A 21991-nucleotide genomic window follows, 5' to 3' on the forward strand; every position below is an offset into this window, starting at 1 on the left:
GGCCCGGGTTCTAGGGAACGCTTTTGATCTGGCGTACCAGCACGGCGCCGAGGAGACTGATTACCACCGAGCACAGGAACAGGGTGGGGTAGCCGCCGAACCAGGTCACCGCCAGCCAGGCGATCAGCGGGGCGACCACCTGGGGCAGGGAGTTGGCAATGTTGATCATGCCCAGATCCTTGCCGCGCGAATCGGCATTCGGCAGCACCTGGGTCAGCAGCGCGAAGTCCACCGCCAGATACGCGCCGAAGCCGATGCCCAACAGCACTGCGGCGATGATGGCGGTGGTGAACGAGGTAGCGAAGGTGAGCACGCCTGCCGCGGCAGCCACGATCACCGAGGAGAGGATGACGTATTTCTTGCGCTTGCCGTCCTTGTCCGAGAGCTTGCCGGAAATCACCGAGGAGAAGATGACGCAGAAGGCGTAGATCGCGGTCAGCACCAGCACGCCCTGTGCCGGTTCCGGGTGCTTGATCGCGTCCTGCAGGAAGAACAGCAGGTAGACCAGGCAGAGCTGGCAGCCCAGATACAGCAGGAAGCGAGTCAGCCAGGCCCAGCCGAAATCGCTGTGCTTGACCGGGTTGATCCAGAAGCTGCGCAGGAATTCCAGCGGCTTCAGCGGCTCCAGCGCGCCCTTGGGCAGCGCGACGTCTTGGCGCATCAGCACGAAAGGGATGGAGCAAAGCGCCACGGCGGTTGCGACAATCGCGTAGCCGAAGACCAGATTGCTGGCAGCGACCATGCCGATCACTGCACCGATCAGCGAACCGCAGGTTTGGCCTAGGGCCACCAGCCCGCCAACCATGCCGCGCTGCTCCACCGGCACCTTGTCCGGGATGGCCGCGAAGATCGCTGCCAATGCTGCATTGCCGGCCGCTTGCATCAGCGCCCAGCCGATGACCAGCGTGCTGACGGTGTGCGCCGTCGACATCAGCAGCAGGGCCAGTGCAGCGCAGATTGTTCCAAAGAACACCCACGGAATGCGCCGCCCGAATTTCGAGGTGCTGCGGTCGCTCAGGGCGCCGAACAGCGGGTTGGCTACCAGCGAGACGGCCGCGCCGACACCGGTGACCAGCGAAAGGATCGCATTCTTCTGGCTGGCGTCCAGCTGTTCGGCGTGCAAGCCGAGCAGCACCTGGATCGGTGCGAAGAAGCCGACATTGATGCCGATGTGGACAATGACCACCGCGGCGATCCAGCCGGGGCCAACTCGTTTGATGGGCGTCCGCAGGGCCGCGGGAACGTCCATCGGTTCGGCTGCACTCATAAGTTTCCTACCGGCCTAACTCGCGCGGACCCACGGTTGGGTCCTTCAATTGTTCAATGCTTGGGGTGGCTGACTTGGCGATCAGCCGTTTCACTGCCTTGGCCATCAGGCCTCCATCGATCATCGAGGCTGACACCAATGAGCCATTGGCATCGAGACCGAAGACCATCTGGATCTTGCCTCGCCGGTTCAGGCGGGTCACGGTGCTGGCGGCCTGGCTGAAGTCTCCGACCGTTTCCACGTGCATTTCGTGGCGGTCGCTCCAGAACCACGGTACCGATCGTTGCACAGCGGCAGTGCCCATGATCGTCGCCGCCGCCTGGGCTGCATCTTCCATCGCGGCTTCCCAATGCACGGTGCGCGGCTGGTTTTCGTCCCGGGCGGCGTCGCCGATGGCCAGCACCTGCGGGCAGCTGAGCGACCGCTGCTGCGCATCCACCAGGATCCCGTCATCCACCTCCAGGCCCAGCTGCTCGGCGAGCGCGGTTTCAGGTTCGACTCCGATGGCCGCCACGATCAGCTCTGCCTCATGGCGCTGGCCGTTGACCAGGGCATGGTTCGGACCGAGCTCCGTGACCGCACCGGTCACGGTGGTGATGCCGTGGTAGGCATGGTCTGCGTGCAGCTGTTCGGCAAGCTCCTGGCCCAGCACATGGGCCAGCGGCGCGTTGGAGTTGGAAACCAGGGTGACCTGCGCTCCGAGCATCTTGGAGGTGGAAGCGAATTCGGCCCCGACCAGTCCCGCTCCGATGACCAGCACTCTCTGGCCGAACATCCCGGATTCCAGGACCTCGGAGATCCTGGCCGCGTCGGCCGCGCTGTGCAGGCTGCGCGCGTGGTGCCCGCCGGGGATCTCCAATGCCTTGGTCCGGGTGCCGGTCGCCAGCACCACCCAGTCATCGGCCGCCTGAGGCAGCTGCAGGCGCTCCACCTCTTCCTGGATCAGCCCGACATTATTGTCCTGGTACCAGGACAGCGGTGCAAACGGTTCAAACTGCAGGGATTTGCTCAGCGGAGGGCGGTCATAGGGCAGGCCTTGGGCATCGCTGATCTTGATGGATCCGGGGTAGTTCTGCTGCACCAGATGCCGGGCCAGGGTGTATCCGGCGACCCCGCCTCCGATAATGTGCACGGAAGGCATCTAGACTTCAAGCTCCAGGAAGCCATCCACAACGTTCACCGTGTAGGTCCGGGCATCTACGGTAGCTGGCATGCACAGCACCTTGCCGGTCTTCAAGTCGAAGCTCGATGAGTGCAATGGGCACTCCACCGTGCAGTCTTCGATCCAGCCATCGGAGAGCGACGCGACTTCGTGCGTGCATTCATCCTGCAGGGCATAGAAGTTGCCGTCTTCGGCGTGGAAGATCGCGATGTCTTCGCTTGCGCCGCTGTCTTTGGCTTCAACCAGCAGCGATTCGCCTTCTGGAACAAGATCTACGGGACCAACTCGGAAACTCACGATGACTCCTTAATAATCACTAGGTTCTGAGCTAATCTTGTCACTTATTGTTTGCCAGCACCTATTTAATGGCCCGTGTTCACCGTTGTCCGCGACTTACGGCTGCGCACGAAAGCGGGATACGAGCTGATGCAATGGGTGGTCCTCCGGCAAGAGCGCCAGACCTTGGGCCCCATCCAGCCCATTGCCCGTCGAGTCCTGGACGTGCGCAGCGGGGATGAGCAGCTGCAGCTGCTGCACGAAGCTGTTCCTGACGTATTCCCCGGCGAGCACTCCCCCGATGGCCGCGATTGGAAGCGGTCCTGCGCCCCGTTCCAATCCCGCGCGGCGCACTGCCGCCGCGGCGGAACAGGCCAATTCCTCTCCAGCCCGCGCGCAGATTTCGGCGGCTACGTCATCGGCGGCCGCCAGCCGGGCAACATTCTGCGCGAAGGCGGCTACGGTTGCCACCCTGTTGGGCATGGCCTGCAGCTCGATGTACGCCTCGGTCAGGTCGGGCCAGAGCTGAGCGAGCTCTTCGGTCAGCGCGGTGGCTGGCCCTCTGCCGTCGAAGCCCCGCATGGCGGCGCTCATTGCCTGCTGGCCTATCCAATAGCCGCTGCCGGCATCTCCCATGATGTAGCCCCAGCCATCGACTCGCGCTACCGAGTCTGGGCCCACTGCCAGTGAGACAACGCCGGTTCCGGCGGCAACAACCACGCCTTGGCGGTCGCCCAGTGCTCCGAGATAGCTGGTCACCGAATCATGCGCCAGCGCAATATCAGTGATCTCTGGGGATCCGATGAGTTCAAAGAGCTGCCGTGCGTCGTGTTCGGCTTTCACCAGGCCGGTGGTGCCGACACCAATCATCGTGATTACTCCGGGGGTCTCGGCCAGCGCGTGGCGGATAGCTCGTGCCAGTTGCGGCAGGACCGGCTCGTTGGTTTGCACGCCGGGAAAGCGCAGCTCGTTGATCTCGCCGCGGTGTTCGAAGCGGATCTTGATCCCGGTCTGACCGCCATCTACTGCCAACACTTCTTGAACCATTGATGTTCCCCCTTTGCGCTTGCCTTCAGCCTACTTCGGCGCTGGAGAGTACAGGATCCTGAACATGGAAAACCGGCAAACGATGGTAATTCAATATCTTGTATTACAAGTTTTGAACTTGTAACATAACTTATGCCACGTTTCGCCCAGACCACTCGCAGGAGTCAAACCATGAGCTACACCCCGGACGCCATCCGCCACGTCAAGCTGTCCACAGCACGGCTTCCACTGGCCACCCCCATTTCAGATGCGAAGGTCTTCACAGGCCGCCAGAAGCCCATGACAGAAGTGGTCTTCCTCTTTGCCGAGATCTTGACCGAACAAGGGCATGAAGGCTTCGGATTCTCCTACTCCAAGCGGGCGGGCGGACCAGCACAGTATGCCCACGCCAAGGAAGTCGCCCAGACGATGATCGGCGAGGATCCCAACGACATCGCCAAGCTCTACACCAAGCTGCTGTGGGCCGGCGCTTCGGTGGGCCGCTCCGGCGTGGCCACCCAGGCACTGGCGGCGTTGGATATCGCGCTCTACGACCTGAAGTCCAAGCGCGCCGGACTGCCGCTGGCCAAGTTCCTCGGATCGCACCGCGACTCGGTACGCACCTACAACACCTCCGGCGGTTTCCTGAACGCCAGCATAGAAGAGGTCAAGGATCGGGCGACCCAGTCCATCGAGGAAGGCATCGGCGGCATCAAGATCAAGGTCGGCCTGCCGGACAACGCCGAGGACTTGCGCCGCGTCGCCGCGGTCCGCGAGCACATCGGCCCGGATGTCCCGCTCATGGTCGACGCCAACCAGCAATGGGACCGGGCAACCGCACTGCGCATGGGGCGCCGGCTCGAAGAATTCAACCTCGTCTGGATCGAGGAACCGCTGGATGCCTACGATGCCGAGGGACACGCAGCATTGGCCGCCGCGTTGGATACGCCGATTGCCACCGGTGAAATGCTGGCTTCCGTATCCGAGCACGAACGCCTGATTTCAGCACGCGCCTGCGACATCATCCAGCCCGACGCTCCGCGCGTTGGCGGCATCACCCAGTTCCAGCGGCTGGCAACCCTCGCCGACCAGGCCGGCCTGGACCTTGCACCGCACTTCGCCATGGAAATCCACCTGCACCTGGCGGCGACCTACCCCCGCGAACCGTGGGTGGAGCACTTCGACTGGCTCGACCCGCTGTTCAATGAGCACTTGGAAACCAAGGACGGCCGGATGCTGCTGCCGCAGCGTCCAGGGCTGGGCTTCACGCTCAGCGACCAGGCCCGCGCCTGGACCACCGAAACCGCTGAATTCGGCACCGCCTGAGTGCCTGGACTCCCGCGCCGGAACCGCCTGCTAGGCGGTTCCGGCGCTTATCCTTTAACCATGCACAGCGACAAACCCAATCTGGCATCGGCCCTCGTCAGGCACCTGCGCGAGCAGATCAGCGGCGGTGCCATCCCTCCGGGACAGAAGCTGCCCAGCGAGAATGAGCTGATTGCCGAGCACGGGGTATCGCGCACCGTGGTCCGCGAGGCCATCACCCGGCTGCAGGCCGAAGGCCTGGTCTACACGCGGCGCGGTGCCGGCAGCTTCGCCTTGACCCCGCCACCTCCTACCGAGCCCGCCGCTCAAACGCTGGTTCCGCGGACCGTCGCCGAACGCCGGCAGCTGATCGAGTACCGGGTAGGGTTCGAGACCGAGGCCGCCGCCGCAGCGGCCAGCACCCGCACCGAGGCTGACCTGTCAGCAATGGACCAGGCGCTGCGGGGCTTCGAGGCCGCGGCGGGCAACGCCGCAGTGAGCATGAGCTGCGATTTCGAATTCCACCTGGCCGTGGCCAGGGCTACCGGCAACCCGTATTTCGGACAGGCAGTCCAGAATTTCGGCCCCTCCATGATCGCGATGCCGCGCGGCCGGTTGGACTCGGCTGACGCGATCACCGCCGACCGGCTGGGCTCGGTAGCCGCCGAGCACCGCGCGGTGCGTGACGCCATTGCCTCCGGCGATCCGCAGATGGCCGCCGCGGCCATGCGCCTGCACCTGGGAAATTCAATCCTGCGACTGCAGGCCGAAGCCGGGGCACGCAGCCGCAACATGTAGAAGACCCTCGGCTGCCTGGAATTGAGCACAATGCCGGGCCTCCGAGGGTCTTTCCTCATCTTTGAGTGCGGGATCTAGGAAATCACCAGGTCCAGCGCGAAGACGCCAACCAGCCCGAGCACCGCCAGCGTCGTGGTGTAGGTCGTGCGCACCGCGAGCGCCTGCCCGACATTGAGGTTGAAATATTCCTTGAACATCCAGAAGCCCGGATCGTTCACATGGCTGAAGGCGATCGAGCCGCAGGCGGTGGCTAGCACCATCAGTTCCGGGGACGCTCCGGTGGCAACGACCAGCGGGGCGGCGATGCCGGCCGCGGTCGATACCGCCACCGTTGCCGAGCCCAGCGCAATGCGCAGGATCACCGCGATGATCCAGGCGAGGAACAGCGGGCTGAGGTTCCAGCCGGCGGTGGTATCCGCGATGTAGTCGGCGATGCCTGCCGAGACCAGCACCTGCTTGAAGGCGCCGCCGGCGCCGATGACCAGCAGGATCATGGCCATGGCCCGGGCTGCCTCGCTCATCGACTTGGCGACCTGCGCCATGGAGCGGTTATGCAGCGGACCGAAGGCCACAATTGCCACGAGCAGGGCGATGAGCAGTGCCACTTCCGCGGATCCCAGCAGCGCCAGCACGTCCTCGGCGCCCTGGCTGAGTGCCATGGTCATGCGCATGATTTCGGAACCTGCAATCAGCGCGATGGGCAGCAGCGCCACCAGGAACGACAGGGCGGCCGAGGGCAGTTCCTCATCGGCGAAGTCCTTTTCCGCCAGCAGCCCCGAAGGCATCTGCGGGTTCATTTTCCGCACGAAGGCCAGCCGCGGCCAGACCATCGCAATGGCCACCCCGACCGGGATGGCAATGAGCAGTCCGTAGGCCAGCGTCAGCCCGACCGAGGCGTTGTACAGTCCCGCCACGGCGGTCGGCCCCGGGTGCGGCGGCAGGAAGGAATGCATGGTGGACAGCGAAATGGACATCGGCAGCCCGACCCATAGCAGGTTGACCTTGGTGGCGCGCACCAGGGTGAAGGCCACCGGCACCAGGATCACGAACGCTACCTCGTAGAACATGGTCACGCCGATCAGCATCGCGGATATGACCATGGCCCACTGCACGCCGCGTTCGCCGAAGACCGAGAGGATCTTGCGGGCGATGCGCTGCGCCGCCCCGGCATCGCCCATGACGCGGCCGATCATGGCGCCCAGGCCGATGACGATGGCGGTGCTTCCCAGCTGCCCGCCCAGGCCATCGGTGATGATCTCCGGGATGTCCGCGATGCCTGCGGGCTCGCCGTCCACGGTCAGCGATCCGGTGGCGACGGCCCAGAAGGCCACGAGGGTGGCTACGAGGATCAAGGCGATGAATCCGTTGAGCTTGAACCTCATCATGAGGATCAGCAGCACGATGACCGCCAGCGCTACGACAAGCAGGGGCATAGAGGGGCTCCGATCTGGGGAGTACTTCGGAAAAGGGGGGGGTGAATCTCGGCAGTGCGGGCGGTGGCGGGGCCTCGAATCACGTGAGGTGCCGCATAGCGCCGTGTGCCTGCAATCACGTTAGTAAGCCCGCATTGTCCCCGTCCAAGACTCGATCCGCATGTTTTGATACCCAGCCAGCATCACTTGGACCACCCGTACGGCGGCAAATCCCGCGATCCCCCGAAATTCCGGCGATCCACGCGCCGCGGGGTATTCCGCGCAGCATTGCGCCGCTCACCGAGAATAGGGCATTTGGTGACGAGGCTCACAATGGTTGGCATGTTGCAACTATCCAGGAGCCACCGGTCCGCAGACGCGCCAAGGCCGCGGAAAGCTTCGCTTGAAGCCTTCCGCGGCCTTGGGCTGCGGTGCGGTAGCGGGTCAGCCGGCCTTGACGGCAAGCACCGGATGTTGCGCCTGCAGCAGAATGCGCTGGGCATGGGAGCCCATGATGAACTTGCCCACCTGGCTGCGCTGGCGCAGCCCGATGACGATCAGCGACACCTCGTGCTTCTCGGCCAGCCCCAGGAACTCCTCGGTCAGGTCATCACGGTAGCTCGATTCCACGATCTGGGCCTCAATACCCGCCGCGGTGGCAGCTGCCAGCACCCGGGCGAGGTCCTCGGGCGACGCGGTGTGCTTGTCCACCAGCGACCCCTCGCGCGAGGAGTTCACGATGAGCAGCGGCTCCTCGCGCAGCTTCGCCTCGCGAATGGCCGCGTCTACCGCTGCCTGCCCTACCGGGGTAGGGACGTATCCCACGATGATGCTCATGCGTTTTCCTTTTCCTTCACGGCCTGCACGGCCATCGAGCGGTTCTTGCGCTGGTCGATGGCCGACTTGACCATCGGCCAGACGGCGACGAAGACGAACACCACCAGCAGCGTTGCGGAGATCGGGCGGGTCAGGAAGCCCGAAGGGTCGCCTTCCAGCACCAGCAGCGAACGGCGCAGGTTGGATTCCAGCAGACTGCCCAGCACGAACGCCAGCACCAGCGGGCCGGGCTCGAAACCGAATTTCTTCATCAGGTAGCCCACCGCGCCGAACATGACCACCAGCATCACGTCGAACATGGAGTTGCGGATGGTGTACGCGCCCAGCAGGGTGATCAACGCGGTGATCGGTGCCAGGATCGCGGCGCGGATGCGCAGGATCCGCACAAACACGCCGATCAGCGGGATGGACATGATCAGCAGCAGGATGTTCCCGATGTACATCGAGTTCACCACGCCCCAGAACAGCTCCGGGTCATTGGAGATCAGCTGCGGTCCCGGGGTGACGCCCTGGATCAGCAGCGCACCGAAGATGATCGCCATCGTCGCATTGGCCGGGATGCCCAGGGTCAGCAGCGGGATGAACGAGCTGGTGGCAGCCGCGTTGTTCGCGGTTTCCGGTCCAGCGACGCCCTCGATCGCGCCCTTGCCGAACCGCGAAGGATCCTTCGCGGTTTTCTTCTCCAGCGCGTAGGAGGCCAGCGAGGAGATCGTCGCTCCGCCGCCGGGCAGGATGCCCAGGAAGAAGCCGAGCACCGAGCCGCGGCCGATCGCCCCGGAGGACTGCTTGATGTCCTTGCCCGCCGGCCACACATTGGCCACCTTCAGCGGGGCGGACACCGCCCGGTGCCGCTCCTCCAGGTTGTAGAGGATCTCGCCCACGCCGAACAGGCCCATGGCGATCGGCACGAAGTCGATGCCGTCGGCCAGCGACAGGTTGCCGAAGGTGAAGCGCTCGGCCCCGGTGAAGCCATCGCGTCCCACGGTGGCCAGGAACAGGCCCACCGCGGCGGCGATGATCGCCTTGATCTTGGAGCCGCCGGAGATGGTGGCCACCAGCAGGATGCCCAGCAGCGCCAGCGCCGTGTACTCCGGCGGGCCGAAGTCAAGGGCGAAACTTGCCACCAGCGGCGCCAGGAAGGTCAGCCCGACAATGGCGATCGTGCCGCCAATGAACGAGCCGATGGCGGCAATGCCCAGTGCGGTGCCGGCCCGGCCCTGCTTGGCCATGACATAGCCGTCGAAGACCGTCACCACGGAGCTGGCTTCGCCGGGGAGGCGCAGCAGCACCGAGGTGATCGTGCCGCCGTACTGGGCGCCGTAGAAGATGCCGGCCAGCATGATGATCGCGGTGACCGGCTCGACGCCATAGGTCAACGGCAGCAGGATCGCGATGGTGGCTGCCGGGCCGAGGCCTGGCAGCACGCCGATCAGCATGCCGATGACGACGCCGAGCAGGCAGTAGAGGAGGTTTGTGGGGTCCAGGACGGTGCCGAAGCCGTCCAGAACTGGTCCGAAGAAGTCCATAATGGGTCAACCTTTGGTTGCGGCTTAGAAAAGCCGGGGAATCGTGGTGCCGAGCGCGGCGATGAAGATGGCGTAGAAGGCCACGACGACCAGCACCGAGTACAGCACCGCCGAGCGCCAGCGCTCGCCGCCCAGCCAGCGCATCCAGACGAAGCACAGCAGCAGCGCCGGGATCTCGAAGCCGATCAGCGGCATCAGCACCACCATCAGGATCAGGGTGGCGAAGCCGATGACGGTGTACCAGCTCACGGCACTGAACTTCTCCCCGTCCTTCCCGCCGCGCCGGCCCACGATGAGCTGTACCACGGCCATGGCCGCTGCAATCAGCGAGACGATGAAGGGCCACATCCCGGCGCTGGGCGCCGCGGGGGTGCCCAGTCCCAGGCCAACGGACAGCGCCATGCCGGCGCCACCCAGTCCCAGCACCACCAGGCTGGAGGCAAGGTTCGCCACGCCCCCAGCCCGTTCCGGGGCTTCGGCTTCCCATTGGGCGGCGAGTTCTTCCGGGGTCAGCGCCTCGGGCGACTCGTCGTTCTCGGACTGCACCGGTCCGGGATCCGCGGGGGACGCGGCGGGCACCGGCGGGTGTTCAGCGTGTTTGGCTTGCATGATGTTCGTCCTGTGCTTGAAGTGTTCCTGGTCAGCTGGCTTGCCGCCGGGCTACTTGCCGGCCAGCGAGATGCCGTACTCGTCGGTCAGTTCCTTGTACTTCGCGGCCAGCTCATTCCACTCGGTCGTGACCTCTTCGCCGGAAATCTCGTTCGGGGTCAGCATGTTCTTCTCGTTGAACGACTTGTAGGCGTCCGTGGCTACCGCGTCCTTGATGGAGGCAACCAGCTTCTGCTTGGCGTCATCGCTCAGGCCCTTCGGAGCGGCGATGGCGCGGTACTGCGAGACCGGGACTTCATAGCCTGCCTCGATGGCGGTGGGAACGTCCGGCAGGAACTCATTGCGCTCGGCGGAGAAGACCACAATCGGGGTGACGGTGCCGGCATCGATCTGCGGCTTGGCTTCGCCCAGCTGCACAGTGGAGACCTGCACCTGGTCGCCCATCACGGCGGTCAGTGCCGGGGATCCCGAATCGAAGGGAACCGTGGTGCCCTCGACGTCCGCCTGGGCCAGGATCAGTTCCTGGGCCAGCTGCGAGCCGGTGCCCACGCCGGTGGTGCCGAAGGACAGCTTCTTGTCGCTGTTCTTGATATCGTCGAAGTTCTTCAGGCCCGACTTGGTGCTCGCCACCATGACGTAGTCGTCCTGGCTCAGCCCCATGAGCACATCGAGGTCATCGAGCGAGACCGCTTCCTCCTCGGATACCGCCAGTGGAGTAATGGTGATCAGCGAGGCGTTGAGCAGTACCAGGTTCTGCCCGTCCGGGGCCATGGCCGCCACCTCTTCGGTGGCCAGCGCGCCGTTGGCGCCCGGCTTGTTCACCACTGGCAGGGCCACGCCCAGGGAATCAGCCATGCCATCGGCGGCGGCGCGCGCGATCAGGTCGGTGGAGCCACCGGGAGCCTGGCCGACGGTCAAGGTGATGGGGCCGCTGGGGAATTCGGCGGAGGCCGAGCCCCCACCGACGTTGCCGCCGCAGGCGGACAGGGCCAGCACCGCGCCGGCAGCCGAGAGGGCGAGCAGCGAACGACGAGTCAAGCGGTTTTTCATGGGAAGTTCTCCTGATAATCGAGTGTGTGTGACCTAGGGCAACCTATCCCGTGAGACAGCTCACCTTGTTGGTCTTGGGGTCAAGCGTAGAAACTGGAAGTGATGCATGTCCAAGGTTGAATGTGCATAGAATGATTCCGGAAAGGTATCAAATGTTTACTCTGGACCAGGCGCGCAGCTTCGTTGCGGTTGCCGAGGAGCTGCACTTCGGCCGAGCGGCCGAGCGGCTGAACATGACCCAGCCGCCGCTGAGCCGGCAAATCCAGAAACTCGAGCGCACCGTCGGCGTGGAACTGCTCGAGCGCGACAACCGAAGGGTGGCGCTCACCGCTGCAGGCCACGCCTTCCTGCAGGATGCCCGGAGGCTGGTCGTGGCCGCCGAACGCGCCCCGGACAATGCCCGCCGCATCGCCGCGGGCCAGCTGGGAGAGCTGCGCATCGGCTTCACCGCGGCATCAGGCTTCAGCCTGCTCGGCTCGCTGCTGGGAGAAATCTCCTCGCAGATGCCGCAGGTGCATCTGGAGCTGGCGGAAATGGTTACCGGCGAACAGGTCGACGCCCTGCTGGATGGCGACATCGATCTGGGCCTGGCCCGTCCTCCCTTCGACGAGAACCTCTTCGAGTCCGCGCTGCTGTTGACCGAGGGGCTTTACGTTGCGGTGCCGTCCGGCCACCCGCTGACCAGATTGCAGCGAGATGTCTTATTCGAGGACCTGCGCAACGAACCGCTGATCATGCACTCCCCCACCAAGGCCCGCTACTTCTATGACCTGGTGGTGCGCCGGGTCGAGATCGAGCACAAGAACGTGCGCCATACGGTCAGCCAGGTGCTGACCATGATCGCGCTGGTCTCTGCCGGGCGCGGCATCGCCTTCGTCCCGGAGAGCGCCAAGCTGCTGGGCGTGGGCGGGGTCAGCTACCTGCGTCTGGGCGAGGTCGCCGATGATCCGGTGCAGCTGCACGCCATCTGGAGCAAGTCCTCGCGCAATCCCGCGCTTGAGCGGGTGGTATCGATTGTGCGCCACGCACTGCATGCTGAATGATGCGCACTGGGTATCAAACAATACAAATATGGGCTTGGACAGGCATCACTGAGGGTTCCTAGGCTGAGGGTAATACCAACGCACTACCCCAGCTTTCCCGCCTCGCATGATGCGGGAACCCAGTCAAAGGAACAAATCATGGCCCAGTACACCCCCGCCGAACTTGCCGCCAAGCTCAAGGACGGCCTGCTGTCCTTCCCGGTCACCGCGTTCGACGCGAATCTGGAAATCGACGAGGCCGCGTACCGCAACCACCTGGCCTGGCAGTCCAGCTTCGACGTCGCCGGCCTGTTCGCCGCCGGCGGCACCGGCGAAGGCTTCACGCTGACCCCGGAAGAAGCAGCACGGGTAGTCCGACTGGCTGTCGAGGAAGCGGGAACCAGCGTTCCCGTCCTTGCATCGGCCGGCGGCTCCACCAAGCAGGCCATCCAGAATGCGCAGGACGCCGAGGCCGCGGGCGCCGAAGGCCTGCTGCTGCTGCCGCCATACCTGACCGAATGCGACCAGGAGGGCCTCTACCAGCACGTATCGGCCATCTGCTCCGCAACCAAGACAGGCGTGATCGTCTACAACCGTGCCAACGCCATCTACTCGGCAGATACCGTCGCCCGGCTGGCAGACAACCACGAGAACTTCATCGGCTTCAAGGACGCGCTGGGCGATATCGAGCACCTGACCAAGGTATACGCCAAGAACGGCGACCGCCTGTTCTACCTGGGCGGGCTGCCTACCGCCGAGACCTTCGCGCTGCCGCTGCTGCAGCTGGGCATGAGCACCTACTCCTCGGCCATGTACAACTTCGTTCCGGAATTCGCGCTGGACTTCTACAAGGACGTCCGCGCCCAGGATCTGCAGGCGGTCAACGAGAAGCTGAACCGCTTCGTGCTTCCGTACCTGGAAATCCGCGACCGAGTCAAGGGCTATGGCGTGTCCATCGTCAAGGGCGGGTTGAAGGCCATCGGCCGCGACTCCGGCTCGGTGCGCCCGCCGCTGCAGGATCTGACCGAGCAGGACCTGGCGGACCTGTCCGCGCTGATCCAGAAGGCAGGCATCGTTCCTGCCGGTGCAAGCCTCTAACGGGCATTCGCACTTCAGGCACACCAAGAATTCGACTCAGGAGTAATTCATGAGCACCACAACGCAGAACCTGGCCGGCCAGTCCATCCTCGCCGGAACCAGCACCGAAGGCAGCGGCCGGACGGTCAACGGCTACAACCCGGCGACCAACGAGCCGCTGGAACCTGCCTACAGCCTCATCGATGAGCAGCAGCTGAAGCTTGCCACCGCTGCCGCGGCCGAGGCCTTCGATTCCTTCCGCTGTCTGGAACCGGCGAAGCACGCTGACTTCCTGGATGCCATCGCGGATAACATCGAGGCAGTGGGCACCGAACTGGTAGCCCGCGCCATGGCCGAGACCGGCCTGCCCGAGGCGCGCCTGACCGGCGAGCGCGGGCGTACCACCGGGCAGCTGCGGCTGTTCGCCCAGGTCATCCGCCAGGGCGACCAGCACGGCGTGCGCGTGGATCCGGCCCTGCCCGAGCGCACCCCGGCACCGCGCGTGGACATCCGCCAGCGCAAGATCCCGGTAGGGCCGGTGGCGGTCTTCGGCGCATCGAACTTCCCGCTGGCCTTCTCCACCGCCGGCGGCGACACCGCTTCGGCCCTGGCTGCCGGCTGCCCGGTGGTCTTCAAGGCGCACAATGCCCACCCGGGCACCAGTGAAATCGTGGGACAGGCGATCACCAAGGCGGTCAAGGATGCCGGCCTGCATCCGGGAGTCTTCTCCCTGGTCTACGGCCCGGGTGCTTCCATCGGCCAGGCGCTGGTGAAGGATCCAGCCATCAAGGCCGTGGGCTTCACCGGTTCCCGCGCCGGCGGTACCGCACTGATGGCCGCCGCCGCTGCCCGCCCGGAACCCATCCCGGTGTACGCCGAGATGAGCTCCATCAACCCGGTCATCTTCTTCGACGGCGCACTGGCCGAGGACCCGGCAACGCATGCCGCCGCCTACCTCGGATCGGTCACCGGTTCCTCGGGACAGCTGTGCACCGCACCGGGCCTGGTCTTCGTCCCCGAGGGCCAGGCTGGCGACGAATTTGTGCGCGCCATCAGCGGCCAGGCACCGGAGACTTCCGGGCAGACCATGCTCACCGAAGGAATCTACCGCTCGTGGGTCAAGGGCACCGAGACCCTTTCCGCCCAGGAAGGCGTGGAGCTTGTAGGCCGTGGCACGGACGGGTCCACCGAGAACGCCCCGGCCCCGGTCGTCTACTCCGCCGGCATCAGCCAGCTGCTGGAGAACCCGGTGCTGCAGGACGAGATCTTCGGCGCCGCCTCGCTGGTCATCCGCTACGGCAGCGGCGAGGAACTGGCCACCGCGCTCTCCCGCCTGGAAGGACAGCTGACCGCCACGCTGCAGCTGACCGAGGCAGACCACGCCACCGCGGCCCAGGTCATTCCGACCCTGGAGACCAAGGTGGGCCGCATCCTGGTCAATGGCTGGCCGACCGGTGTCGAGGTGGGCCATGCGATGGTCCACGGCGGACCGTTCCCCGCCACTTCCGACCCGCGCACCACCTCGGTAGGCACCCTGGCCATCGAGCGCTTCCTGCGCCCGGTTGCCTACCAGAACTTCCCGGAGGCGCTCTTGCCCAAGCCGATTGGGGCAGGCAACCCGTGGAACTTGACCCGCCGTATCGACGGCGTCCTGCAGGCGAAAGGCGAATAATCCATGGCTGCACAACCCACCATTGCCTCGGTGAAGGTCATCCCGGTTGCCGGGCATGACTCCATGCTGCTGAACCTCTCCGGTGCGCACGGGCCATTCTTCACCCGCAATATCGCCATAGTCACCGACTCCGAGGGCCGCACCGGCCTGGGCGAAGTGCCTGGCGGCGAGGCGATCCGGTCCACCATCGAGGAAGCCGGCGCACTGCTGGCCGGTGCCCCGGTCGCCATCTACCGTTCGCTGCTGCGCCAGGTCTCTGCCCGCTTCGCGGACCGCGACGCGGGCGGCCGCGGTGCGCAGACCTTCGACCTGCGCACCACCGTACACGCCGTCACCGCACTGGAATCGGCGTTGCTGGATCTGCACGGCCAGTTCCTCGGCGTGCCGGTGGCCGAGCTGCTCGGCGACGGGCAGCAGCGCGACGCGGTGCCGATGCTCGGCTACCTGTTCTACGTGGGCAACCCGGACATGACGGACCTGCCGTACCTGCGCGAACCGCAGGGCAAGGACGACTGGGAGCGCCTGCGCCGCGAAGAAGCCATGACCCCTCAGGCCGTGGTGCGCCTGGCCGAGGCGGCACAGGCCCGCTACGGATTCAAGGACTTCAAGCTCAAGGGCGGCGTCCACTCAGGCGACGCGGAAGTCGACGCGGTAATCGCCTTGAAGGAACGTTTCCCTGACGCACGCATTACCCTGGATCCCAATGGCGGCTGGCTGCTCGAAGACGCCATCCGGCTTGGCAAGCGCATGCGCGCAGTGGTGGCCTACGCCGAGGATCCTTGCGGTCCCGAGGGCCGCTTCTCCGGGCGCGAGGTCATGAGCGAATTCCGCCGCGCGACGGGACTGCCTACCGCGACGAACATGATTGCCACCGACTGGCGCGAAATGGCGCACGCGGTGCGCACCAATGCAGTGGACATTCCCCTGGCGGACCCGCACTTCTGGACCATGTCGGGTTCGGTGCGCGTTGCCCAGCTGTGCAACGAGTTCGGACTGACTTGGGGGTCGCACTCGAATAACCACTTCGATATCTCGCTGGCCATGTTCACCCAGGTCGGCGCCGCCGCTCCGGGCGAGATCACTGCCCTCGATACCCACTGGATCTGGCAGGATGGCCAGGGCCTGACCGAGGAGCCGTTGGTGATCCGGGACGGAGAGATCAAAGTTCCGCAGCGCCCTGGTCTGGGTGTCACCCTGGACATGGATCGCGTTACCGAGGCCCACGAGCTGTATCTCGAGCATGGGCTGGGTTCGCGTGACGATTCGGTGTCCATGCAATACCTGATTCCCGGCTGGACCTTCGACTCGAAGAGTCCCGCGCTGGTTCGCTAATGGGTCGCGACGTAATCTGAATACTGCGCCGTGGACGGTTGAGTGGGCTTTTGCCGCTTAACCGTCCACGGCTTCGATAAGCCCCGGTTATGGATTCACCAGTTCCGGGCGGGAAAGGCAATATGCAAGGAGTTCTACAGGGGTTCTCCGTTGTCTTGATCCTCATCGGCATCGGCCTGCTGACATCTATCGCCCTGCCTCGGAAACGCGCGGCGATTGCCCAGGGGCTGACCCCGCTGATCTTCTACATCACCAATCCCGCCCTGATGTTCACGCTGCTTGCCAGCACCGATCTGCGCGCGGTCGTTGGAGTCTTCACCCCGATAGCCTTGCTGGTTGCCGTGGTGACCGGCGCCGCCTATGCTTTGGTCGCGCGGCTAGTCTTCAAGACTCCAGCTCATCGGTTGCCGGCTGCTGCCATGTCAACGAGCTATGTGAATGCCGGAAACATCGGTGTGCCACTGGCACTGTACGCGGTGGGAAGCACCAGTCCCGTCGTGTCGGTGCTCATCGCGCAGTTGCTGATTATCGCTCCGGTCTACCTGTGCATGTTCGCGGTGCTCTCCCGCGCCAATTCAGGTGCCGCGGATAGCTCGCACGGCGGGAAAATGATCCTCAAATCCATTGCCAACCCGGTCACCATTGCGACCTTCCTCGGTGCGGTGTTCTCTTTCTTCGGCCTGGAACTGCCTGAAGTCATTCATGCACCGGTGCAAATGATCGGCGACGCGTCCATTCCCCTGCTGCTGATGTCCTTCGGCATGGCGCTCTATGGCCAACGCCCGTTTTCAGACAAGGACCTGAGAGGTGAAATCTACCTGGCGACCGCGTTCAAGGTGTTCTTCATGCCGCTGATCGCCTGGCTCGCAGCCAGCTTCGCTTTTGGCCTCTCCGGAATCGAACTCCTCGGAGTGGTGATCATGGCGGCACTTCCCACCGCGCAGAACGTCTTGCTGTTCGCCCAGCAATTCAAGCTGCCTGTAGCCGTGCCACGCGAAGTGGTCCTGGCAAGCACCTTGCTGACATTTCCCAGCGTGCTGGTCATCGCCTTCCTGCTGAGCTAGATACGTGCAGCGCCGGGTAACCGCGCGACCCCGAATCCGGAGCGAGACTTTTTAGTCAAAGAATTAGTCTTGCTTCCATGCAGGTCTTCTCGAATGATCCAACGCCCACAAAGCCGTGACCAGGAACTATCAACTACCGCCAAGTAGCTACTCTAGGTTGATGACATCATGCGAATAATTACGGGTTTGACATAGTCAACTCGGATCTGAAAATTTTACGCTTACTGGAGGCGCAGATAACCATCATTCATTTTCCGAATGCGCGAGTCCGCCGGGGTCGACGCACAGAAATATGTGAAATACCTTTTTAGTACATGTGTGAATATAAAAGATTTATTTGAAAAGTACTTCCTTTAGGAGTTGGAGAGCAGTTACGCTCCTACCGGCACACACCACATCGATTGATCACCGACTTTTGTGCGCCCAAAAACCCCAATAAGGAGAACATCAATGGCACGTTTTTCCACCCCTCTTCGGAGGACCTTGGCCGTCTCGGCGGCCGTAGTGATCGGCATGAGCGGCTTCGGCATTGGCGCCTTGCCGGCCACTGCCTCCCCCGTTCCGATTCCCACTGAAAAGTCCCTCCCCAAAGCCAGCGCAGACAACAAGGTCAAGATCGGTTCGGTTGAATCAGGCGAAGCCTACGACAAGTTCATCGTCACCTACAAGGCATCAGCCAAGGAAGCGGGCAAGTCCCCCCGCGCCAAGGCCTGGGGCAAAGCAGCCAAGGCAGCCGGCGTGTCCGTCAAGGAAATGCGCGCCATGGCCACCGGCAGCTTCGTAGTGAAGGCCGACAAGAAACTCAAGGGCGATAGTGCCAAGGAGTTCATGGCCGATATCGCGCAGTCCGGCCTCGTGGAATCGGTGGAACCAGATGCCATCATGAAGATCTCCATGACTCCCAACGACACCCGCTACGGCGAGCAGTGGCACTACAGCGGCACCAACGGCATGCGCTTGCCGTCGGCGTGGGACGTCGCCACCGGCGAAGGCAGCATCGTCGCTGTCCTGGATACCGGCATCACCTCGCATTCCGACCTGAACGCCAACGTCATTTCCGGCTACGACTTCGTCTCCAGCTCCGCGTCGGCCCGCGACGGCAACGGCCGGGACGCCAACCCGCAGGATGAGGGCGACTGGTACGCCGCCGGTGAATGCGGCGGCAGCTACTCGGGCAGCTCCTCCTGGCACGGCACCCACGTGGCCGGCACCGTAGCCGCGGTCACCAATAACTCCAGCGGCGTGGCAGGTGTTGCTCCGGATGCCAAGATCCAGCCGGTGCGCGTCCTGGCCAAGTGCGGCGGCAGCCTCTCCGACATCGCCGATGCCATCATCTGGGCTTCGGGCGGTTCGGTCCCTGGCGTTCCGAACAACCCGACCCCGGCCGACACCATCAACATGTCGCTTGGCGGTGGCGGCGCGTGCGGCTCCACCTACCAGGCAGCCATCAACTCGGCGGTGTCCCGTGGCACGTCGGTGGTTGTTGCCGCCGGCAACGAAAGCCAGAACGCTTCGAATTCCCGCCCGGCCAACTGCGAGAACGTCATTACCGTAGCGGCAAGCAACCCATCGGGCGCTCCGTCGTACTACACGAACTACGGCTCGGCCATTGATGTCACCGCGCCAGGCGGCGACACCCGCTACGCTGGCCAGGGCGTGCTGTCCACGATCAACACTGGCACCACCACCCCGTCCAGCCAGGGCTACACCTTCTACCAGGGCACGTCCATGGCCACCCCGCACGTAGCGGGCATGGTCGCGCTGATGAAGTCGGTCGACCCGTCGATGTCCCCGGCCGCCGTTGAAACCGCATTGAAGCAAGGCACCCGCGCGATGCCAGGCGGTTGCAGCATCGGTTGCGGTGCCGGTCTGGTGGATGCTGCCAAGATCATGAGCGCCATGGAAGGCACCGGCCCCACGCCAACCCCGGATCCGGAGCCTAGCGGCAACCTGCTGAAGAACGCGGGCTTCGAGAATGGTTCGGAATACTGGACTGCTAACCGCGCCGACACTTTCGAGACCGGCTCGGCTGCCCGTTCCGGCAACGGCCTGGCTGGCCTGAATGGCTGGGGCAACTCCAACACCTACACCTTGGACCAGAAGGTCACCATCCCGGCAGATGCCTCCGCTGCGCAGCTGGAGTTCTACCTGCATGTGCTGACCAACGAAACCACTGCGTACAGCCAGTATGACAAGCTGACCGTACAGGTTCTGGATAACTACGGAACCTACAACATGGGAACCTGGTCCAACCTGGATGCCAGCTCATCCTACGAACTGCAGACCGTTGACCTGGGCAACTTCCGCGGAAAGACCGTCACCCTGCGCTTCAAGGGCGTGGAAGACAGCTCCCAGGCCACGTTGTTCCGCATCGACGATGCATCGGTAGCCACCAGCTAGCCCCGAATCTCCATCTGGTTACCAATTAAGTGCAGTGGGGCGTCGGAATCATCCGGCGCCCCACTGTTCTTCGCTTTCTAGCTCATCTGCGGTGCCTAGCGCAGATCGACTGCTCGACCTGCAACCGAATCACGCTTGAGCATCCATGCCCCGATGCCGGCCAACGCCAGCAGGAGGAGCACCAGCATGACTGTTCCGGGATTCAGGCCAATGCCGTAGACGAACAGGTACGCGATGACGCCGCCGGCCAGGCAGTAGTAGCTGGTGACCAAAATGGTCTTGCGCAGCAGGTCGCCTTCGCGGCCCAGCAATCCCACAGTTGCCGATGCAGCCACGATGTTGTGAATCGAGATGGGGTTGCCACCGGCCCCGCCAACCGCCTGGGCTGCCACAATCGATTCTGGAGCAACACCGATTTGCGCACCGGTGGAGAACTGGAACTGCGAGAAGGTCAGGTTGGAGATGGTGTTGGACCCGGCGACGAATGCACCCAAGGCGCCAATCCACGGCGCGATCAGCGGCCACACGCCACCAGAAACCGCCGCGGCGCCCTCGGCCAGCGTCACCGGGATACTGGCCAGACCAGAGTTATTCAGCTCGGGGCCGGACTGGATCAGGATACGCACCAGGGGCACTGCGAAGAGCAGCGCTACCGCGGTGCCCCACAACTGCGCTGCCGAAACCTTGAAGGCACGGGCGATCTGCGCGCCGCTCATCTTGTGCATGGCGAAGGCCAGGCAGGAGGCCAAGATCAGCATGAATCCAGGCAGGTAGAACGGCTGGATCGAAGTGGTGATTCCCGTGCCGAGGATGTCGGCAACCGGAATCTGGAGTCCTGTCAGGAAGGTCTTCACTTCCGGAATCACACGGGTCAGCACTAGCAACACGCCCATCAGGATGTACGGTGCCCAGGCGCTCTTCATGCTGATGGTAACGGTGTTGTCTACGGCGTTTTCCGGATCGAGCTTGCCGTTCCAACGCTCGTTCCAGCTGGCTCGTGGTCCGAAGTCGAAGATCTCCTTCGGCATCAGGAAGCCGCGGCTGGACGTGAACATCACCAGTGCCAGGCCAACCAGCGCACCGAACAGCGACGGGAACTCCGGGCCGAGGAAGCGTGCGATCAGAACCGAAGGCACGGTGAAGGCCAGTGAAGCGTAGATGGCGAATGGCCAGATTTTCAAGCCGTCGCTGAAGCGGCGTTCCGGCCCGAAGAATCCAGTGAGCATGCAGACCATGATCAACGGGATCAGCAGGCCTATAATGCCGTGCATGAATGCAACTTGGAAACCGATGCTGCTGATGAATTCGGGCATGGTCAATCCGAGGACATTGATGCGTTCGGCCACAGCAGGATCGCCGCCAAGCCCCTGGTTCACACCGATCAGAATCGGGGTGCCCACAGCACCGAAGCTGACCGGGGTGCTCTGGATGATCAGGCCAACCATGACCGCGGCCATCGCCGGGAAACCCAAAGCGAGCAGCAGCGGTGCAATCACCGCAGCTGGAGTGCCGAATCCGGATGCGCCTTCGATGAAGCTGCCAAAGAGCCAGCCGATGATGATGGCCTGCACCCGTCGGTCAGCTGAAATGTTATTGAAGCCCGCCCGGATGGTGTTCATCGCACCACCGACCGTCAGGGTCGCGAGCAAGAGCAATGCGCCGAAGACGATATACAGCATGGTTGATGCGATAACCAGGCCTTCAATGGACGCTGCGAGCACCCCGTTGAAGTCCATTTTCCACACCCAAAGCGCGACTACTACCGCAACGACGTATCCAACGGGCATGGCGTATTTTGCGGGCCAACGGAGCCCGGCGAGAAGAATACCCACCACAAGAATCGGTGCCAGTGCCAACAGTGCGAGCACACCTAAGTTGTCCATATCCATGGTCCTTTCTGACCATACTCGCGCAGAAATCCACCCACGCGTGGACTCGATCGTTGCAGCAAGATGACCTATATATGGTCAGACCACTATGGTCTGACCATAAGAGCATAACGTGAAACACGTCACCATGGTGAGCCTCGTCACGAAAACCGCGGATGCAGAACATATTCACGGGCTATTTATCCAGACAGCGACTTGGTTTGACCTTGTTCTTCTGGTCCAGGTCCCCCCGCGAGCCGGCGCCGCAAAATTTCTAAGATTTCCACC

18 protein-coding genes are annotated in these 21991 nt (G+C 63.8%); 8 read left to right on the forward strand and 10 right to left on the reverse strand.

The window, feature by feature from the left end; genetic code table 11:
• Positions 1–10: 10 nt before the first annotated feature.
• The 4 genes from EKH49_RS00630 to EKH49_RS00645 form a co-directional block, all read right to left on the reverse strand.
• On the reverse strand, positions 11–1267 hold the full coding sequence (locus tag EKH49_RS00630; protein WP_128469206.1) for an MFS transporter: 1257 nt from the start codon (positions 1265–1267) through the stop codon (positions 11–13).
• Between the two features lie 7 nt (positions 1268–1274).
• Entirely contained in the window at positions 1275–2408 is a 1134-nt protein-coding gene (locus tag EKH49_RS00635; protein WP_128469207.1) for an NAD(P)/FAD-dependent oxidoreductase, read from the reverse strand.
• Positions 2409–2726 carry a bifunctional 3-phenylpropionate/cinnamic acid dioxygenase ferredoxin subunit gene (locus EKH49_RS00640; RefSeq protein WP_038993327.1) on the reverse strand — a complete coding sequence of 106 codons (318 nt, stop codon included), beginning with the start codon at positions 2724–2726 and terminating at the stop codon, positions 2409–2411. It abuts the gene before it with no gap.
• Positions 2727–2822: 96 nt separating this feature from the next.
• On the reverse strand, positions 2823–3752 hold the full coding sequence (locus tag EKH49_RS00645; RefSeq protein ID WP_128469208.1) for an N-acetylglucosamine kinase: 930 nt from the start codon (positions 3750–3752) through the stop codon (positions 2823–2825).
• Between the two features lie 171 nt (positions 3753–3923).
• On the opposite strand from EKH49_RS00645, the gene EKH49_RS00650 reads away from it, so the two are divergent.
• Both EKH49_RS00650 and EKH49_RS00655 read left to right on the forward strand, forming a co-directional pair.
• Positions 3924–5057, forward strand: a complete 1134-nt coding sequence (locus EKH49_RS00650; protein ID WP_038993325.1) for an L-talarate/galactarate dehydratase — start codon at positions 3924–3926, stop codon at positions 5055–5057.
• Between the two features lie 60 nt (positions 5058–5117).
• Entirely contained in the window at positions 5118–5834 is a 717-nt protein-coding gene (locus EKH49_RS00655) for a FadR/GntR family transcriptional regulator (RefSeq protein ID WP_128469209.1), read from the forward strand.
• A gap of 74 nt (positions 5835–5908) precedes the next feature.
• Here EKH49_RS00655 and EKH49_RS00660 read toward each other — a convergent pair whose 3' ends face one another.
• The 5 genes from EKH49_RS00660 to EKH49_RS00680 form a co-directional block, all read right to left on the reverse strand.
• Positions 5909–7267, reverse strand: coding sequence for a GntT/GntP/DsdX family permease (locus tag EKH49_RS00660; protein ID WP_128469210.1), 1359 nt, complete (start codon positions 7265–7267; stop codon positions 5909–5911).
• 423 nt (positions 7268–7690) lie between these two features.
• Positions 7691–8083 (reverse strand): universal stress protein, encoded by a 393-nt coding sequence (locus EKH49_RS00665; RefSeq protein ID WP_121867335.1) that lies wholly within the window; start codon positions 8081–8083, stop codon positions 7691–7693.
• Positions 8080–9609 carry a tripartite tricarboxylate transporter permease gene (locus EKH49_RS00670; RefSeq protein WP_128469211.1) on the reverse strand — a complete coding sequence of 510 codons (1530 nt, stop codon included), beginning with the start codon at positions 9607–9609 and terminating at the stop codon, positions 8080–8082. Before EKH49_RS00670 ends, EKH49_RS00665 begins: the two co-directional genes overlap by 4 nt.
• 24 nt (positions 9610–9633) lie before the next feature.
• Positions 9634–10218, reverse strand: coding sequence for a tripartite tricarboxylate transporter TctB family protein (locus tag EKH49_RS00675; RefSeq protein ID WP_128469212.1), 585 nt, complete (start codon positions 10216–10218; stop codon positions 9634–9636).
• A 51-nt stretch (positions 10219–10269) separates the two neighbouring features.
• The gene (locus EKH49_RS00680) at positions 10270–11268 is read right to left on the reverse strand and encodes a Bug family tripartite tricarboxylate transporter substrate binding protein (protein WP_128469213.1); all 999 of its coding nucleotides are present in this window, start codon (positions 11266–11268) and stop codon (positions 10270–10272) included.
• Positions 11269–11420: 152 nt separating this feature from the next.
• Between EKH49_RS00680 and EKH49_RS00685 the strand changes: the two genes are divergently transcribed.
• The 6 genes from EKH49_RS00685 (at position 11421) to EKH49_RS00710 (ending at position 19835) form a co-directional block, all read left to right on the forward strand.
• Positions 11421–12311 (forward strand): LysR family transcriptional regulator, encoded by an 891-nt coding sequence (locus tag EKH49_RS00685; protein ID WP_128469214.1) that lies wholly within the window; start codon positions 11421–11423, stop codon positions 12309–12311.
• Between the two features lie 138 nt (positions 12312–12449).
• Complete coding sequence (gene kdgD / locus EKH49_RS00690) at positions 12450–13388, forward strand: 5-dehydro-4-deoxyglucarate dehydratase (protein ID WP_073707812.1); 939 nt, start codon at positions 12450–12452, stop codon at positions 13386–13388.
• A 49-nt stretch (positions 13389–13437) separates the two neighbouring features.
• Positions 13438–15039: an aldehyde dehydrogenase (NADP(+)) gene (locus EKH49_RS00695; RefSeq protein ID WP_128469215.1), complete on the forward strand. Its 1602-nt coding sequence runs from the start codon at positions 13438–13440 to the stop codon at positions 15037–15039.
• A gap of 3 nt (positions 15040–15042) precedes the next feature.
• Complete coding sequence (locus tag EKH49_RS00700; protein WP_128469216.1) at positions 15043–16371, forward strand: enolase C-terminal domain-like protein; 1329 nt, start codon at positions 15043–15045, stop codon at positions 16369–16371.
• Between the two features lie 122 nt (positions 16372–16493).
• Entirely contained in the window at positions 16494–17435 is a 942-nt protein-coding gene (locus EKH49_RS00705; protein ID WP_128469217.1) for an AEC family transporter, read from the forward strand.
• A 450-nt stretch (positions 17436–17885) separates the two neighbouring features.
• Entirely contained in the window at positions 17886–19835 is a 1950-nt protein-coding gene (locus EKH49_RS00710; RefSeq protein ID WP_128469218.1) for a S8 family peptidase, read from the forward strand.
• A gap of 95 nt (positions 19836–19930) precedes the next feature.
• Here EKH49_RS00710 and EKH49_RS00715 read toward each other — a convergent pair whose 3' ends face one another.
• Positions 19931–21718 carry an L-lactate permease gene (locus EKH49_RS00715; RefSeq protein WP_128469219.1) on the reverse strand — a complete coding sequence of 596 codons (1788 nt, stop codon included), beginning with the start codon at positions 21716–21718 and terminating at the stop codon, positions 19931–19933.
• Positions 21719–21991: the final 273 nt, after the last annotated feature.

This window comes from Glutamicibacter sp. HZAU, assembly GCF_004100365.1.
Classification (GTDB): domain Bacteria; phylum Actinomycetota; class Actinomycetes; order Actinomycetales; family Micrococcaceae; genus Glutamicibacter; species Glutamicibacter nicotianae.